Annotated in this window: 15 protein-coding genes; 4 read left to right on the top strand and 11 right to left on the bottom strand. The window is 57.2% G+C overall.

What is annotated here, in order from left to right:
* Window positions 1-61 precede the first annotated feature (61 nt).
* Entirely contained in the window at window positions 62-985 is a 924-nt protein-coding gene (locus tag AC2T28_RS10475) for an alpha/beta hydrolase (RefSeq protein ID WP_486748914.1), read from the top strand.
* Between the two features lie 3 nt (window positions 986-988).
* On the opposite strand, the gene AC2T28_RS10470 is transcribed toward AC2T28_RS10475, so the two are convergent.
* Both AC2T28_RS10470 and AC2T28_RS10465 read right to left on the bottom strand, forming a co-directional pair.
* On the bottom strand, window positions 989-1528 hold the full coding sequence (locus tag AC2T28_RS10470) for a hypothetical protein (RefSeq protein ID WP_486748913.1): 540 nt from the start codon (window positions 1526-1528) through the stop codon (window positions 989-991).
* 112 nt (window positions 1529-1640) lie between these two features.
* Window positions 1641-2477: an alkaline phosphatase family protein gene (locus AC2T28_RS10465; protein WP_486748912.1), complete on the bottom strand. Its 837-nt coding sequence runs from the start codon at window positions 2475-2477 to the stop codon at window positions 1641-1643.
* A 243-nt stretch (window positions 2478-2720) separates the two neighbouring features.
* On the opposite strand from AC2T28_RS10465, the gene AC2T28_RS10460 reads away from it, so the two are divergent.
* On the top strand, window positions 2721-3503 hold the full coding sequence (locus AC2T28_RS10460; protein ID WP_486748911.1) for a hypothetical protein: 783 nt from the start codon (window positions 2721-2723) through the stop codon (window positions 3501-3503).
* 215 nt (window positions 3504-3718) lie between these two features.
* On the opposite strand, the gene AC2T28_RS10455 is transcribed toward AC2T28_RS10460, so the two are convergent.
* The 6 genes from AC2T28_RS10455 to AC2T28_RS10430 form a co-directional block, all read right to left on the bottom strand.
* Window positions 3719-5356 (bottom strand): ABC transporter ATP-binding protein, encoded by a 1638-nt coding sequence (locus AC2T28_RS10455; RefSeq protein WP_486748910.1) that lies wholly within the window; start codon window positions 5354-5356, stop codon window positions 3719-3721.
* The gene (locus tag AC2T28_RS10450) at window positions 5356-6213 is read right to left on the bottom strand and encodes an ABC transporter permease (RefSeq protein ID WP_486748909.1); all 858 of its coding nucleotides are present in this window, start codon (window positions 6211-6213) and stop codon (window positions 5356-5358) included. The genes AC2T28_RS10455 and AC2T28_RS10450 overlap by 1 nt, the downstream gene beginning before the upstream one ends.
* Entirely contained in the window at window positions 6210-7166 is a 957-nt protein-coding gene (locus AC2T28_RS10445; RefSeq protein ID WP_486748908.1) for an ABC transporter permease, read from the bottom strand. The genes AC2T28_RS10450 and AC2T28_RS10445 overlap by 4 nt, the downstream gene beginning before the upstream one ends.
* 11 nt (window positions 7167-7177) lie before the next feature.
* Window positions 7178-8767: an ABC transporter substrate-binding protein gene (locus AC2T28_RS10440; protein WP_486748907.1), complete on the bottom strand. Its 1590-nt coding sequence runs from the start codon at window positions 8765-8767 to the stop codon at window positions 7178-7180.
* A 444-nt stretch (window positions 8768-9211) separates the two neighbouring features.
* Entirely contained in the window at window positions 9212-9658 is a 447-nt protein-coding gene (gene dtd, locus AC2T28_RS10435; protein ID WP_486748906.1) for a D-aminoacyl-tRNA deacylase, read from the bottom strand.
* Window positions 9659-9785: 127 nt separating this feature from the next.
* The gene (locus tag AC2T28_RS10430) at window positions 9786-10685 is read right to left on the bottom strand and encodes an SDR family oxidoreductase (RefSeq protein WP_486748905.1); all 900 of its coding nucleotides are present in this window, start codon (window positions 10683-10685) and stop codon (window positions 9786-9788) included.
* A 56-nt stretch (window positions 10686-10741) separates the two neighbouring features.
* Between AC2T28_RS10430 and AC2T28_RS10425 the strand changes: the two genes are divergently transcribed.
* Together AC2T28_RS10425 and AC2T28_RS10420 are read left to right on the top strand one after the other, a co-directional pair.
* Window positions 10742-11197 (top strand): winged helix-turn-helix transcriptional regulator, encoded by a 456-nt coding sequence (locus tag AC2T28_RS10425; protein ID WP_486748904.1) that lies wholly within the window; start codon window positions 10742-10744, stop codon window positions 11195-11197.
* Between the two features lie 146 nt (window positions 11198-11343).
* Complete coding sequence (locus tag AC2T28_RS10420) at window positions 11344-11763, top strand: Hsp20/alpha crystallin family protein (protein ID WP_486748903.1); 420 nt, start codon at window positions 11344-11346, stop codon at window positions 11761-11763.
* A 56-nt stretch (window positions 11764-11819) separates the two neighbouring features.
* Here AC2T28_RS10420 and AC2T28_RS10415 read toward each other — a convergent pair whose 3' ends face one another.
* From AC2T28_RS10415 to AC2T28_RS10405, 3 genes are all read right to left on the bottom strand, one after another.
* Entirely contained in the window at window positions 11820-12950 is a 1131-nt protein-coding gene (locus tag AC2T28_RS10415) for a TFIIB-type zinc ribbon-containing protein (RefSeq protein WP_486748902.1), read from the bottom strand.
* Window positions 12951-13027: 77 nt separating this feature from the next.
* Complete coding sequence (locus tag AC2T28_RS10410) at window positions 13028-14188, bottom strand: SPFH domain-containing protein (protein WP_486748901.1); 1161 nt, start codon at window positions 14186-14188, stop codon at window positions 13028-13030.
* A gap of 15 nt (window positions 14189-14203) precedes the next feature.
* A complete protein-coding gene (locus AC2T28_RS10405; RefSeq protein ID WP_486748900.1) occupies window positions 14204-15178 on the bottom strand; it encodes a DUF2927 domain-containing protein in 975 nt (324 codons plus the stop codon).
* Between the last annotated feature and the right edge of the window lie 2 nt (window positions 15179-15180).

The raw sequence follows: 15180 nt of genomic DNA, 5'->3' as shown, positions 1-15180 counted from the left end.
TTGCTTGGGGTTTGGGGCGGTTTTGATCTAGGCTCAGTCAAACTCGGTTTAGAGGTCTGGGATGGATTACGAAAAACTGATTGATGCCGAAACCTGGGCCTTTATTCGCAGGACCTGCGAAAGCTACCCGGATGACGCGGTTGATCTGAGCATCGACGAGCAACGCGTGGTCTATGACGCCATGTGCCGCGACTTTCATGCTGCACACCCAGCCGGGGTGGAAACCGAAGACCTGTCAGCAAACGGCGTTCCGGTGCGTCATTACTGGGCAGGTGATCCCACCCGGACAATTATGTATTTTCATGGCGGCGGCCTGGTCGTTGGCGGATTGGAGAGCCACGATGATGTCTGCGCTGAAATTTGTGCGCAGACCGGTTATCGCGTGATCTCGGTTGATTACCGGTTGGTTCCCGAACACAAACACCCGGCCAACTTTAATGACTCCTGGACTGCAACCCAGTGGGCGCAGGATCGGTTTGAACAGGGCCTTGTTCTGGTTGGCGACAGTGGCGGCGGGAATTTGGCCGCAGCAGTTGCCCATCACGCACGTGGAAAACTCCAGCGGGTGATGGGAATGGTGCTGATTTATCCGGGATTGGGAAGTGACTGTAACACTGGATCCTTCATCGAGCATTCGCATGCTCCAATGCTGACCCGCGAAGAATGTCTGTATTACCATGAACTGAGATTTGAGGGCTCACCACCGGAAGCAGACCCAACCAGCGCGCCGTTGAAGGATCGCGATTTCTCAGATCTCCCACCCACGGTGCTGGTCACCGCCGACTGCGACCCGGTACGTGATGATTCAAAGGTCTATGCCGAGAAGATTCACGAGGCCGGAGGTCAGGCGCACTGGATCAATGAACCCGGATTGGTGCATGGCTATCTGCGCGCGCGTCACACGGTGACCCGTGCCAGAAACAGCTTTGAACGGATTTCGGTCGCAATCGAGGCGCTGGGGCAGGAGCTGTGGCCCTACGACTAACCGCTACTGATAATAGCTCTGCAGCCGTTTAAACACCACGGTCTGACCGTTTCGGGTATCGGTGCTGGTCAGCGGCCAGCCGTAAGGGTCATCGGTTCTGTAGGTCTGTGAAATCAGCGCACCATCATCGGTATATGTGGTGATTTGATAGCCTTGGTCCTGAGCCTGCATGCTCTGCACACGGTCTTCGCGTCGCCCATCCGAATAGACCACTGTATAGCTGCATTGCCCCATCACGTTGGTACAGCCATGAGGCTTGTACTTTTGACTTCCACCATTCGCCTTGGTGGCCTTGATCAACTGGCCATCGCGATTGAACTGAAACCGGGCAAACTCGGTTTTCTGCCCGTCGGCAACTTCGAACACCGTCACGATGTTCTTGCCCAACCGGCCCTTGCTGAACACATGTTCCAGCACCAGCCCGGTATCGCTGCCAACCACCACAAAGGATCCCGGCGCAATACTGTCAAAGCGGTAACCCGGTTCCTGAGCCTGCACCATCGAGGCACAGCCCAGCAAAAGGAGGGGAAGGCAATACTTCATGAAACGGCTCCGCACTGATGACAGCTAAGAGCAGGCTAGGGCGCGCTCACCCTCAGGTCCAGCAACGATTGAAAAGCAGACCCCTAGCGTTGGGGCCTGTTGTTCGCTGGTTTCACCACAAAAACGGCTCAGCCTTCATGGTATCGGCAATTGGCGCGCCCATTCGCGACAGGATAGTGGGGGCCAGTTGCAGCTGGTTGATCACGGTATCCGCATCCGGGCCTTCTGCCGCGCCAAAGTAATACAGCGCGGTTTCCTGCTGCAGCGGGCTGCGCCCGCCGTGGTGGCCGCGTTCGTCCTGACCGTGGTCGGCGGTGACAATCACCTCATACCCCATCTGCCGCCAGCGCGGAATAAACGGCGCCAGCATCTCGTCCATCACAAAACAGGCGTGATCCATTTCCTCGCAGTCGTGGTAGAACCGGTGCCCCATGCTGTCGAGCGTGCAGGTGTGCAGCATGCCATAATCCAGCCCATGTCGCAGGCACAGGTTGGTCAGACTGGCAAACAGATCCACATCCGATGGCGTCATCTGGTTGACCTTGCCATAGCCGGTCATGCTGTGGAACCGACCGTGGTTGATGGTGGCGCTGTCCGGCTCGTCATATTCCACATCGCGCACATGGTCGAAGGGGGAGCGGTTGAAGAATTCCGACCAGAAGCTGTGCGCCACACCACCGGTCACGCCGCCGCCCTTGCGGACTTGGCTGAACACGTCATCCTCTTTCAGCCGAAACACATTGGCATTGCCAGTGCAGCCATGTTCTTGCGGCGTCACGCCGGTGTGGATCGAGGCATAACAGCTGGCCGAGGTCGAGGGCAGCACGGCGCGGTGTTTCCACACCCGTGCCTCACCACTGTCGACCCAGCCTTCCAGATTGCCGAACAGGCGGCGGAAATTGCGATACGGTACGCCGTCCAGAATGATGAGGAGAAGTTTACGGTCCATCGCGAGCTCCATTTTTCGCGGTCATGGTTTTGGCCCAACCTAGGGGTTGGCAGCAAGTAGGCTGGTCAGTTTGCGGCCAAGATGTAAGAAACCCGACAGGAATACGCCTGCGGAATAAAAGCGTCCTAACTAGGCGGTCTGAAATTACAGCGATCTCTTGCTTCCCGGTGCCGAGCCTGAAAGATTGCGCGTAAATTCCGGCCGTTACAATGCCAAGCTGGGCTGGACCATAAGGGGCAGGGCATGAGCGATCAGAAAATGAAGTGGAAGCTGGGCGGTACCACCTATCTGCGTGAGGTGCCCGATGGTCAGGTGAAACGCGATGCCTGCCTGTATGTGATGTATACTAATTCTATAGAGGGGTTTATCGGGCCAAAAAAAGTAACCAAGACTAAAATGTTTGGCGCTGGCCGAACTGGCTGGGCGCAAGACGGAGCGTTTCGGAAACGCCAAGACATGCCGGAAATCCCGTTTTGGCACTACGAGCATTTTGACTGTGATGCCAATGGTGCGTCTGAAATGCTGACGGACTATTTGATCACCGATGAGCGTGCCGATTGGATGACCGATATTTTTGCATGGAATCCCTTTAGCATCGTGCGGGAGAAGGTGCGGGATTTTCTGGAGGACACGGATCCGGGTGGGAACCTGTTTTTTCCAGTCCAGTTGATCGCTGAGACTTCGGGCAAAAAACTACCCGGAACATTTTATCGCTGGCTATCAAAGCGACGGTTATTTTTGTCACTGGATTTCCCGACAGATCATCAGAAAGAACGGGCATGGACCCCCTTTAGCCTAGAATTCGGCACCCGTAATGTCACTGCGGAATTCACCCATAACCAGCGCCTTCGTGAGTTTGCAGGTAGCCTGCCTTCGTTTGGATTGATTTTTGGTTTTCAAACAGCCTTTAACCCGGCCATGTTCCGGGCGCTGAAGGCTGAAAAATTCACAGGATTGGTTGAGCGGGAACACTATGAGCAGTTCAAGAAAGACAACAAGAACTGGAACGTCGGACATTTTGCATAGGGCAGGCGGGCGACCGCACGAGCGCTATTTTCAGATGGGCTGAGAAATGAAAATCCCGACCTTGATCACGAAGATCGAGGCCGGGATGAAGAGTGTCTCGATCAGCCAATCTTGGGGCCGGTCGAAAGGCCGGGCCGCGCCTGACCTTCCCCCCGGGAAGGCGCATTCGCACCTCCCCAAGGTCAGGCGCGACCCTTGTTTGTATTAGGCGAAGATCAGTTCCCCGCGCTCTCCATTTTGCGGTGGGCGATCACCTCTTCCAGCCAGCCCAGTTTCATCTCGGGGACCGAGCTGAGCAGCAGGTCGGTGTAGTCGTCAAACGGCGGGGTCAACACCTCGGTCTTGCCGCCATAACGCTGCACCTTGCCCTGATACATCACCGCTATATTGTCCGAGATCGCTTTGACTGTGGCCAGATCGTGGGTGATGAACAGATAGGCCACATCCTCGATTTTTTGCAGATCCAGCAGCAGCTTCAGAATGCCATCCGCCACCAATGGGTCCAGCGCCGAGGTGACCTCGTCGCAGATGATCAGCTTTGGCTTAGCGGCCAGCGAGCGGGCAATACAAACACGCTGTTTTTGACCACCGGACAGTTCCGCCGGATAGCGATCCAGGAACTCTGGTCCCAGCTCGATTTCCTCTAGCAGTTCCAGAATACGCTTACGCTTCTCAGCGCCGCGCATACCAAAATAGAACTCCAGTGGGCGACCGATGATAGTACCAACGGTCTGACGTGGATTCATCGCTACATCTGCCATCTGATAGATCATCTGCAACTCGCGCAGATCCTCTAACGAGCGGCCATCTAGATCAGATGACAGCTTGCGCCCAGCAAAGGTGATCTCACCCTCACGTGGAGGCAGCAACCCGGTGATGACGCGGGCGAGGGTGGATTTGCCCGAGCCGGACTCGCCTACTACGGCCAGCGTTTGACCGGGGTACAGATCGACGCTCACGTCATGCAGAACATCAAATTTGGTGCCCTTGTAGCGAGCGGTGATGTTCTTGACGCTGAGCACTGGTTCAGCTGTAGGGGCCTTCTCCTCGTGCTCGATCGAGCGCACCGAAACTAGCGCCTTGGTGTAGTCTTCCTGCGGGTTGTTGATGATCTGGTCGACATTGCCGTATTCCACGGTGTCGCCCATCCGCAGCACCATGATGTCATCACTGACCTGTGCCACAACGGCCAGATCGTGGGTGATATACAGGGCTGCGACACCGGTGTCTTGAATGGCCTCTTTGATGGCTTTCAGAACGTCGATTTGCGTGGTCACATCCAGCGCGGTGGTCGGCTCGTCAAACACCACCAGATCCGGTTCAGGACACAGGGCCAGCGCTGTCATGCAGCGTTGCAACTGACCGCCCGACACCTGGTGCGGATAGCGTTCACCAATATTGTCCGGATCGGGCAGACCCAGCTTGGCAAACAATTCACGCGCGCGGGCCTCGGCCTCTTTGCGCGAGAATTTACCCTGCACAATGGCGGCTTCGGTCACCTGCTCCATGATCTTCTTGGCCGGGTTGAACGATGCGGCGGCGGATTGCGAGACATATGTCACCTCGCCACCGCGCAGCTTGCGCACATCACCAAGGCCAGACTTCAGGATATCGCGCCCGTTGATCCAGACCTCGCCACCGGTGATCCTGACACCACCGCGGCCATAGGCCATCGCGGCCAGACCGATGGTCGACTTACCAGCCCCGGATTCACCAATCAGACCCAGCACCTTGCCAGCCGCCAGATCAAAGCTGATCCCATGTACAATCTCGATGTCATGGGGCTTTTCACCGGGCGGATAGACGGTTGCGCCGATCTTGAGGTCGCGGACTTTTACAAGTGTCTCAGACATTATCCACGTCCTCCTTTCAGGCTGGTGGTGCGGTTCAACACCCAGTCAGCAACCAGGTTCACCGAGATCGCCAGCGTGGCGATGGCAAAGGCCGGGATCAGCGCGGCAGGGATGCCATAGATGATACCATCCTTGTTCTCTTTCACGATGCCACCCCAGTCAGCCTCGGGCGGTTGCACGCCTAGGCCCAGGAAGGACAGGGTCGAGACAAACAGCACCGCAAAGATAAACCGCAGGCCCATCTCGGCGACCAGTGGCGACAGCGCGTTGGGCAGGATTTCGCGGAACACGATCCAGGCAAGTTTTTCACCGCGAAGGCGGGCAGCCTCGACATAGTCCATCACCGAGATATCAACAGCAACGGCACGGGCGAGGCGATAAACCCGGGTTGAATCCAACAGACCCATAACCAGGATCAGGGTTGGGATTGTCACCGGCATCACCGACAAAACCACAAGGGCAAAGATCAGCGTTGGGATCGACATGATCAGATCAACAAACCGCGACATCACCTGATCAAACCAGCCACCCAGTACAGCGGCGACAAAGCCCAGGATCGAACCGGTTGTGAAGGAAATGATCGTCGCAGCGGTGGCGATAAAGATGGTGGTACGCCCACCATAGATCATCCGGCTTAGCAGATCGCGGCCGATATTGTCGGTGCCAAGCCAGTAGTCAGACTCGGTAAAACCTTCTGGCGCGATCCCAAGCATGATTTCAATCTTGGACGGCTCCCAGACATCACCGACAACTTCGGCCATGCCATAGGGGGCGAGCAACGGCGCAAACAGCGCGGTGAGGAAATACAGGGCAGTGAAGAACAGCCCGATCATTGCAGCAAGGGGAATGTTCTTCATTTTGGATGCCTCAGACGCGGATTGGCCAGAATGGCAATGATGTCAGCGGTCATGTTCAAGCCGATATAGACGGCGGCAAAGATCAAACCACAGGCCTGCACCACTGGCACGTCACGTTTGACCACGTGGTCCACCAGATATTGGCCCATGCCTGGATAAACAAACACCACCTCGACCACTACAACGCCGACAACCAGATAGGCCAGGTTCAGCATCACCACATTGACGATGGGCGAAATGGCATTGGGAAAGGCGTGTTTGCGGATCACGGTAAAGGTGCTCAGGCCCTTTAGCTCAGCCGTTTCGATATAGGCCGATTGCATCACGTTCAAGATTGCCGCACGGGTCATCCGCATCATGTGGGCGAGCACCACCAAGGTCAGCACGATAATGGGCAGGGCGATTGAGTGCAGTTTCTCCAACAGGGTCATCGAGTCTGAAATCATCGCAACGGATGGGAACCAGCCCAGTTTCACCGCCACAACATACATCAGCACATAGCCGATCAGAAATTCAGGGATCGAGATCGAGGCAAGGCTGACGGCCGAGATCATTTTGTCGGGCCAGCGGTCTTTGTAGCGGACTGATAACAGCCCAAGGAAAATAGAAAGGGGGACAGCGACCACTGCGGCCCAGAACGCCAGGAACAGGGTGTTGCCTAGTCGGCCCTTCAGGCTGTCGGCGATATCGCGGCCATTGGTCAGGGCAGTGCCCAGATCGCCTTGCAAGGCGTTGAACAGCCAGCTGAAATAGCGTTGAAGCGCGGGTTCGTTCAGGCCCAGCTCTTCTCGTAGGTTGGCAAGGTTCTCAGGCGTCGCAGCTTGGCCAAGAAGGGATTGTGCTACATCGCCGGGGAGGATCATGGTGCCTGCAAAGATCAAGCCCGAAGCGGCGAACAGCAGGAGGATGCCCAGCGCAAAGCGCTGAGCAACAAGTTTAACAATAGGGTGCATCTATGCTGCCCCTATGCGTCCAGCCAGCAACGTACGCCGGCCATGCAGTTCATCAAGGTCAGGTTTGGATCTTCGACCCAGCCACCAACACTCTTCGACACACCTTCGACAGAGTCGTTGAACATTGGACAGATCAGGCCGCCTTCGTCACGCAGGATATTGGCCATCTGCGAGTAGATCGCCTTGCGATTGCCTTGGTCCAGCTCGTCACGGCCCGCGTACAGCAGCTCGTCGAACTTCTCGTTCTTGAAGCGGGTGTCGTTCCAGTCTGCAGTCGACAGGTACGCTGTGGTGTACATCTGATCCTGAACAGGACGGCCACTCCAGTAGGACGCACAGAACGGCTGCTTGTTCCAGACTTCCGACCAGTAACCATCGTTTGGCTCACGCTTGATTTCCAGTGGAATGCCAGCCGCCTGGGCCGACTGCTGGAACAGCGCTGCTGCATCAACCGCACCTGGGAAGGCGCCATCTGCAACGCGCAGAATGATCGGGCTGCCGTCGTGGCCAGACTTCTTGTAGTACTCGGCAGCCATAGCGGCGTCATACTCACGCTGAGGAATGGTCTCGTCAAACAGCGGGTAGGCTTTGTTGATTGGGAAGTCGTTGCCAACCGAACCATAGCCACGCAGGATTTTTTCGACCATTTCCGAACGGTTGATCGACAGTTTCAGCGCCATGCGCAGATCGTTGTTGTCGAACGGGCCGGTGTCGGCGTGCATGATGAACACGTAGTGGCCGGGGCCAGATACGGTTTTGACGTCCAGGTTGGGCGCGCGTGCTAGCAGTTTGGCGATCTTTGGCTCAACACGGTCGATCATGTGCACCTGACCGGACTGCAGCGCAGCGGTACGTGCTGTGGAATCGTTCAGCGCAATCACTTCGATCTCATCGGCGTGGCCGCGCGAGTCATCCCAGTAGTTGGCAAACTTCTTGAAACCGTGGCGGATGCCAGGCTCGTTGACTTCTACAGTATAGGCACCTGTACCGATACCCGCTGCCGGATCGTCAAAGCCACCATCGGGCTGGATCTGCAGGTGATAGTCAGCCATCAGGTATGGAAGGTCAGCGTTGCCGCCTTTCAGAGTGACCGAGAAGTAATCGCCATCAACCTTCATCGACTCGATGCCCTGCATGATGCCCAGGGCACCCGAGGTTGCATCTTCGTTCGAGTGACGCTGCATGGTTTTTAGCACGTCTTCTGGTGTCAGCGATTTGCCGTTGTGGAATTCAACGCCTTTGCGGATCTTGAAGTTCCAGGTCTTGGCGTCAGCCGAGGCTTCAACGCTTTCCGCCAGGCGGTGCTCGATGCTGCCATCGGCGCCCACGTTGACCAGACAGTCACCATAGTTACGCAGGTTGACGGTTGGAACGGTCGATGCCGCCAGTGCCGGATCCAGCGAGTTGGTGCTTTCGCCGCCCTGAACACCCATCTTCAGCGTGCCACCTTTGACTGGGCCCGATGCGCGAGCCGCATCGGCAAACATGCTGCTGGCGACAACGGCGCTGACACCCAGTGCCGCGGCCTTGCCCATAAATTCGCGGCGGGTCATCTTGCCGGCCGTCACACGGCTGGTCATGTGATCAAGTTGGTTATTCATAAAGGTCTCCCAGTTGAGTGAAACGCTGTGCGCGTCTTATTTTTTTGTTTGATGGTACAAGATTTGCGTATTTCTGGCACCCGGGCAAGAAATTTCGAAGACAGGCCCAGCGTTGTTTCAGACGCTAACACGTACTCTATCGGTTTAAGAGTCGTGTTCGTGAGGTATGGAGTCGTTTTTTAAGCGCAAACCGGGGTTTAGGACGGTGGATACGACCTGTTTATCCACTATCTGATACTCAACTTTTTTCTGAGCCGACCGAAATTGCTAAGCTGAAAGACAGCAAACTGTCTGCTTTTGCCCAAAAAAGCAGCAGATCATGTGAATCGTCTGACATTTAATGCCATTGGACTTAACTGATGATCGGTCGAGCTGATTCAGCTTCCGCAGCGTTGCCTTCGAGGGTTTAAAAGCGACATCATGACAAGCTCGTGGTGGCTTGGATCAGCTGTCTTCGGTATCCATCCAGATGGTCACCGGGCCATCATTCAACAGTCGCACCTTCATATCCGCGCCAAATTGTCCGGTGGCGACTGGCAGCTCCAATGCACCCAGTTTGGCTGCGAAATACTGATAGAGTTCCTCGCCAAGCGCGGGGCTGGCTGCGGTGGAAAATCCTGGTCGATTGCCGCGCCGGGTGTCGGCCGCCAGCGTGAACTGGCTAACCACCAGCACGCTGCCGCCAATATCCGCGACCGAGCGGTTCATCTTGTCATTGTCATCCTTGAAGATCCGCAGCTTTGCGATCTTGGCAGCCAGGTAATCGGCTTTCGCTTCGGTATCACCCTCCATAGCGCAGATCAGCACTAACAGGCCGGCCTCAATCTCACCAAATAACTGTCCATCCACGGTGACCGAAGCTTCGCTGACCCGTTGAACCAATGCGCGCATTTTGAAGGCATCCCTGTTTGATGATAAATTGCTTTAGGAGCTAAAGCACTTATGGGCCTGCTGGGCAATGGCGCACGAACTTGCCGGGATAGGCCCAAGCTACGTGAGGCAGCTCGGGCCTTGGGGGTTATGCCGGGGTCAGAACCTTTTCCCAGCTTTTGATATGGTCCTCGACCGAGGTCAGCGTCACGCCAAAGGTCTCTTCGATCTTGGCCAGATCGATCACCATATCGTCGTCTCCCATCTGGGCCAGGGCCCCATACAGGTCGCTTAAAGCAAAACCCGCGCCGGGGTTGTGGATGGCCTGCGCCACACGGTCGCCAAAATCAGTTGGCGACATCGGCTGGTATGTGACCAGCTTGCCAACCCAGCCCGACAAGAGCTCTGCCAGTTCATCGCCTGTCAGCGCTGCCGGGGTGCCGATCTCATAGCTGTTGCCAGCCAGATCAGGGCGCGACAGGGCGGCAACGGCCACCTTGGCTTGATCCAGATGTGAGGTCCAGGTGACCTTGATCGAGTTTGGCAGCGGCGGATAGTCTAGAATCCCGTCACTCTTCAACTGCGGCAGGAACAGATCCGGCTGCAGGTTTTCCAGATAGACGGTTGGCTGCAACACGATGGATGGAATGCCGCTGCCCAGCACCGCCTGCATCCCGGCGGTAGACCCGTCAATCATCGCAGATGAGGGGTAGCGTGACCCGGCGGTGCCGCTGGTGGAATAGACCAGCAAGGGCAGGGACACCTTGTGTGCGGCTGTAAACAGGGCTGTCATCCACTTTTGCGGGTCGTCTGGCGACTGCGGCATGGGCAAGTGGACAAAGGCAGCCTCAACCCCGTTCAGCGCAGAAATCAGTGCGTCTTGATCGTCGAGAGTGGCCGCAACGGCTTGCGCCTCGGGGTGCATCGCTTGGATCTTGGCGGCATCGCGCGCCACGGCGCGTACGGTCAGCCCCTTGGCAATGGCTTCGCGGACAACGGGGGCGCCCTGTGCGCCGGTGGCTCCAAAAATGGCTACTGTCTGGCTCATCGTGGTTCCTCATGATATGATGGTTACTGTTAGGAACCACACATAGGAGACCTGCTTTGACCGCAAAAGGAGGCATGATTTCATCTGATGGGCACACCGAAGTAACCACCTGCTCGGTGGATCAGGTCATTGATGGCGCTAATCAGTGGATCAAGAACGAGTTCAGCGGACCATGCCCGGTGCGCGATGTGTTGGACCGGGTTGGCGACAAATGGAGCGCCCTGGTGGTGCTGCGGCTGGGCCGACAGCCCGAACGATTCCGCGCCTTGCTACGCGCCGTCGAAGGCATCTCGCAGCGTATGCTCACCGTGACCTTGCGTGGGCTGGAACGCGACGGGCTGGTGCACCGCGAGGTGTTTGGCACAAGACCGCCATCGGTTGAATACAGTCTGACACCACTGGGTGTTTCCTTGTTGGATCACATCTCGGGGTTGGCGCATTGGGCGATGGCACACACAGATGAGATCAAGATCGCGCAGGCCGATTATGAGCAGAGGAACGGACAGCGTTAGCTTGATGTACGTGGCCCGCCTTGGGCCTGTAATATGACCTGTTGTTCTATTAAATAAGACCTGTTCGGAGCAGGTCTTGCGTCAGATCAAGGCGCAAATTGCCAGTCTATCCTATAATCAAGCCTGTAACGAAAGGAGGATAGACCATGGTAGAAAAAACCGAAACCGGAGGCTTCTGGCCATCTCTCTACGATCCGTTTCGCGGGTTTGGTTCCCGACTGGCGGATTGGCTCAGCCCGGCGACCGAAGCTTCGTCAGGTGAGGAATCCTATGACATTGCGATGGAGTTGCCAGGGGTCGGGCAGGAGGATATCGACCTGTCAGTGGACAACGGCGTGTTGACCATTCGCGGCGAGAAAAAGACCCAGTCCGAGAAGTCAGGCGATACATGGTTCTTTAGCGAACGCCAGTATGGCGCTTTTCGGCGGTCGTTCCGCCTGCCGGACGACGCAGATGGAGCAGCGGCATCGGCGCAGATGACCGAGGGAGTTCTGCATGTGATGGTTCCCAAAAAGGCGCTTGAGACACCGGAAACAGCCAAGAAAATCGAAATCGCGCAGAACTAGGCCTTGAAGATCAAGGTTCGGTAGAGTGGCCCGTGTTTGCCTGCACGGGCCGTTTCTTATTGTTGCGCCGCCAGATAGCCGATGCCTGCGGCAACAATCAGCCCCACAACCACAGCCCCTGCAATCTTCCATGCGGAATAGGGGCGTTCCCCCTGCACCCGTCCAGATTGGCCGTTGACCACAAACCGATAGGTCTTGCCGCGGTATTTGTAGGCCGCCAGCCAGACCGGAAGCAGCACATGCTTGAACGTCACATCGGTCACCGTAGTGCTGATGTCATGAATGCGCTGTCGGTCTCCGCCGATGTCAAATCGCACATCCCGTTCGATTACCCTGTCCATCTTGGAGCGGGCCTCGGTGTATCCGTCCTCTAGCTCCACCGCATAGGCCTCGGCCCGGAACCCGGCCAGATACTGTGGCTGATAGGGTTCCATTGACGACAGATCCCAGGGCTCCAGCGCTTCGGTGTATTTTTTGGGCAGGCTTTTAGAAGCCAGCACCAGCACATCATCAAACCAGCGCTTCACCCGGCCTGAGGCGGGCGTCCAGCGCACCTTGGCGACCTGCTGGCTGACGGTCTTGCCATCCACCTGCCGGGTTTCGGTGACGTAATAGACGGTACCACGTTGGCCCGAGTAACTGGATTTTGTATCAGCATCAAAGGTCCAGTAGGGCACATAGATGCCCTGCATCTTGCGGCCCTTGCGCGCATATTCCTTTAGTCCGTTCGGGGCGAACCACAACCGCCCCAACCAACTGGCCATTTCTTTATGGGCGCTGCGTTCATCGACGCCAAAGGGCAGCACGCCTTTGGGTTTGATATGCCGGTTTTCACCAGTGTCCACCACTACAGGCGTCGCGCAGAACGGACATTCCTTGGCGTGGGTTTGCGGGTCAAACTCTACCTGTGCTGCACAGCTGGGACAGGCCGAAACTCTTGTAACTTCGATCTCAGCCTCAGGCAGCTGGTGGGCAATGGCCGCCTCGAAATCCAGCTCACGCAGGCCTGCGCCTTCCCACGGCCCGCCCCCAATCTGATCCGTATGCCCACAATGATCGCAGGTCAGAGTGCGGTTTTGGGGGTCATACCGGTAGTCGCTGCCGCACTGCTCGCAAGGGAAAAGATGCCGCTCATCCGGAGCGGCGGGGCTGTCTGGTGATGCGGGTGGCGGTGGAGGTGTGGTCACGGCAGGTCTCGGATTTGCAAAGGTTCAAAAAATGAGGGTCACCCGCCGCCAAATGGACGTCGGGTGCTGACGTGGTGTTATCCAGCCGGGGGGGGCGGAGGTGGTGGCATGATGGTGAACAGCTGCGCCAGTTCGGCGACATCACCAGCGCGTTTCCAACCGTCCTGACCGGGGGTCCAGACATGGGTTTCGCGGGTCAATCCACCCTCAACAGCCATACGCCCAAGCCGGGCTTTGGAAAACGGTCCGGTGGTCTGGCCGTTTTCTGCTAGGTGCCAGACATGTTCCACGGGAGGTGGTGGTGGGGCAATTGGCGCAGCCGCAGGTGCCGGTTGCGCTGCCGGTGCGGCAGCAGCTGGGGCAGAGCGGGCGCCCCATGGACCAGCGGCCTGACCCGCTGCCATCTGTTGCGCCATGCCCATACCCATGCCCATGCCAAGACCGGCACCCATGCCACCATTTGGGTTTTGCGCTGCGGCGGTCATCGCCTCGGCGGCTGAAAATTGCGTGTAGCGGCCCAGGTCGCCAACAATGCCCATCTGGGTGCGCTTATCCATCGCTGCCTCAACCGCAGGTGGCAGCGAGATATTTTCGATATACAGCTCGGGGATCGACAGCCCGTACTCGCTGATGGTGCTGGAAATCTCGGCGGCAACCAGCTTGCCCAGATCTGCGGTATTCGCAGCCATGTCCAGCACTGGTAGGCCAGAGCCCGCCACCACGCGTGAAAATTCCTGCACGATGATATTGCGCACCTGGAACGAGATTTCATCCATGGTGAACTCACCATCGGTGCCAACAATCTCGGTCAGGAAGCGGGCGGCGTCGGCCACCTTGACCGAATAGGTGCCAAAGGCACGCAGGCGGATCGGGCCAAACTCGGGGTCGCGGCAGATGATCGGGTTCTTGGTGCCCCATTTCAGATCATTAAACCGGGTGGTGTTGACGTAATAGATCTCGGATTTGAACGGTGACTGAAACCCGTGATCCCAGTGCTGCAGCGTGGTCATCACCGGCATATTGTTGGTCTCGAGCATATAGAGACCGGGGGTGAAGACATCGGCCAACTGACCTTCGTGGACAAACACAGCGGCCTGACCTTCGCGCACGGTTAGTTTGGCACCATATTTGATTTCATGGTCTTCGCGTTCAAACCGCCAGACCATGGTGTCGCGGGTGTCGTCGGTCCAATGGATGACGTCGATGAATTCACCGGTCAGAAAATCAAAAATTCCCATAGTCAGGTCCTCTTATTAATAGGCACGGGGCATCGCTTCTGCGGGCACCCCCATCAATTCATTTGCAATGATACGGGCGATTGGGCGGGCCTGCTCGGCGCTCATCCCCGGTTGCAGCCGTCTGTCATATAACATGGATAGCAGTTTTTCGTCATGGCTGGTCAGCAGCGCAAATTCGTCGTCGTCGTTAAAGATAGACGGACGCGCGCGCGGGCTGTCATTACGCAGGCCCAGCCCCTGCGCCACTTCCTCGTGCACGCAGCTTTGCCGGACCAGATCCGGGTGCTCATCCCGGATCAGCGCCACCCCACGGGTATAGGACAGTGGATCTTGTTGCGGACCACCAGCCAGCACCAGACAGTAAAAACTGCGTGGCGGATTGGCAAAGACCTCAAGGTTCTCGGCACTGATGTTGGGCAAAATTTCCCGCACCCGCTTGCGGATGAATTCACCGTCATCCTTGCCCGCATAGATAACGTGGAAATTGCCGCGGGTTGATGAGGTGCTGACCGAATGCTCGGTAATCCGTGCTAGGCGTGCGGCGTAATTGGTCAGGAACTCGCGGTCTTGTTGTCGTCGATCTGCGGCAACCGACGGCCCGAATTCTGCCTGCAGCCGCACCGGCCCCGGCCAGCGGCTTAGCCCACCTGCGCCACCACTGCCACTGCCGGCGTATTCGTCATAAAAGGCGATGGCCTCAAAATTGCGAACCAGCTTGTCAGAGTCATAAGGCGTATCCGGCCCGCCGCCATCAGTACGCAACAAGCCGCGGGTCAGTAGATCGCGTTGCAGCACAGAATAGTAGCTCACCAATTGCTCGCTCTCAGCCGAACGCGGCGGTGGTGCCAAATCCTCAGGCCGCTCGCGCGGTGTAAGTGGCGGATTGTCTTGGGGAAAGAACGGCGTGCAGGCCACCAGAGCTGTCAGTCCGATCAGACTAACAGCACTACGTGGCAGATTGCGCAGCGTATCCAGCCCCCCGGCCTTCATTG

It is taken from the genome of Parasedimentitalea nitratireducens (assembly GCF_057444295.1).
This window is presented reverse-complemented; position numbering and strand designations above follow the sequence as displayed.

Excerpts from the sequence above, each read along its gene's own strand:
- AC2T28_RS10445 (WP_486748908.1), bottom strand. The coding sequence starts at position 7,166 with ATGCACCCTATTGTTAAACTTGTTGCTCAGCGCTTTGCGCTGGGCATC.
- dtd (WP_486748906.1), bottom strand. The coding sequence starts at position 9,658 with ATGCGCGCATTGGTTCAACGGGTCAGCGAAGCTTCGGTCACCGTGGAT.
- AC2T28_RS10465 (WP_486748912.1), bottom strand. The coding sequence starts at position 2,477 with ATGGACCGTAAACTTCTCCTCATCATTCTGGACGGCGTACCGTATCGC.
- AC2T28_RS10475 (WP_486748914.1), top strand. The coding sequence starts at position 62 with ATGGATTACGAAAAACTGATTGATGCCGAAACCTGGGCCTTTATTCGC.
- AC2T28_RS10460 (WP_486748911.1), top strand. The coding sequence starts at position 2,721 with ATGAGCGATCAGAAAATGAAGTGGAAGCTGGGCGGTACCACCTATCTG.
- AC2T28_RS10405 (WP_486748900.1), bottom strand. The coding sequence starts at position 15,178 with ATGAAGGCCGGGGGGCTGGATACGCTGCGCAATCTGCCACGTAGTGCT.
- AC2T28_RS10420 (WP_486748903.1), top strand. The coding sequence starts at position 11,344 with ATGGTAGAAAAAACCGAAACCGGAGGCTTCTGGCCATCTCTCTACGAT.
- AC2T28_RS10440 (WP_486748907.1), bottom strand. The coding sequence starts at position 8,767 with ATGAATAACCAACTTGATCACATGACCAGCCGTGTGACGGCCGGCAAG.
- AC2T28_RS10430 (WP_486748905.1), bottom strand. The coding sequence starts at position 10,685 with ATGAGCCAGACAGTAGCCATTTTTGGAGCCACCGGCGCACAGGGCGCC.
- AC2T28_RS10410 (WP_486748901.1), bottom strand. The coding sequence starts at position 14,188 with ATGGGAATTTTTGATTTTCTGACCGGTGAATTCATCGACGTCATCCAT.
- AC2T28_RS10450 (WP_486748909.1), bottom strand. The coding sequence starts at position 6,213 with ATGAAGAACATTCCCCTTGCTGCAATGATCGGGCTGTTCTTCACTGCC.
- AC2T28_RS10470 (WP_486748913.1), bottom strand. The coding sequence starts at position 1,528 with ATGAAGTATTGCCTTCCCCTCCTTTTGCTGGGCTGTGCCTCGATGGTG.
- AC2T28_RS10455 (WP_486748910.1), bottom strand. The coding sequence starts at position 5,356 with ATGTCTGAGACACTTGTAAAAGTCCGCGACCTCAAGATCGGCGCAACC.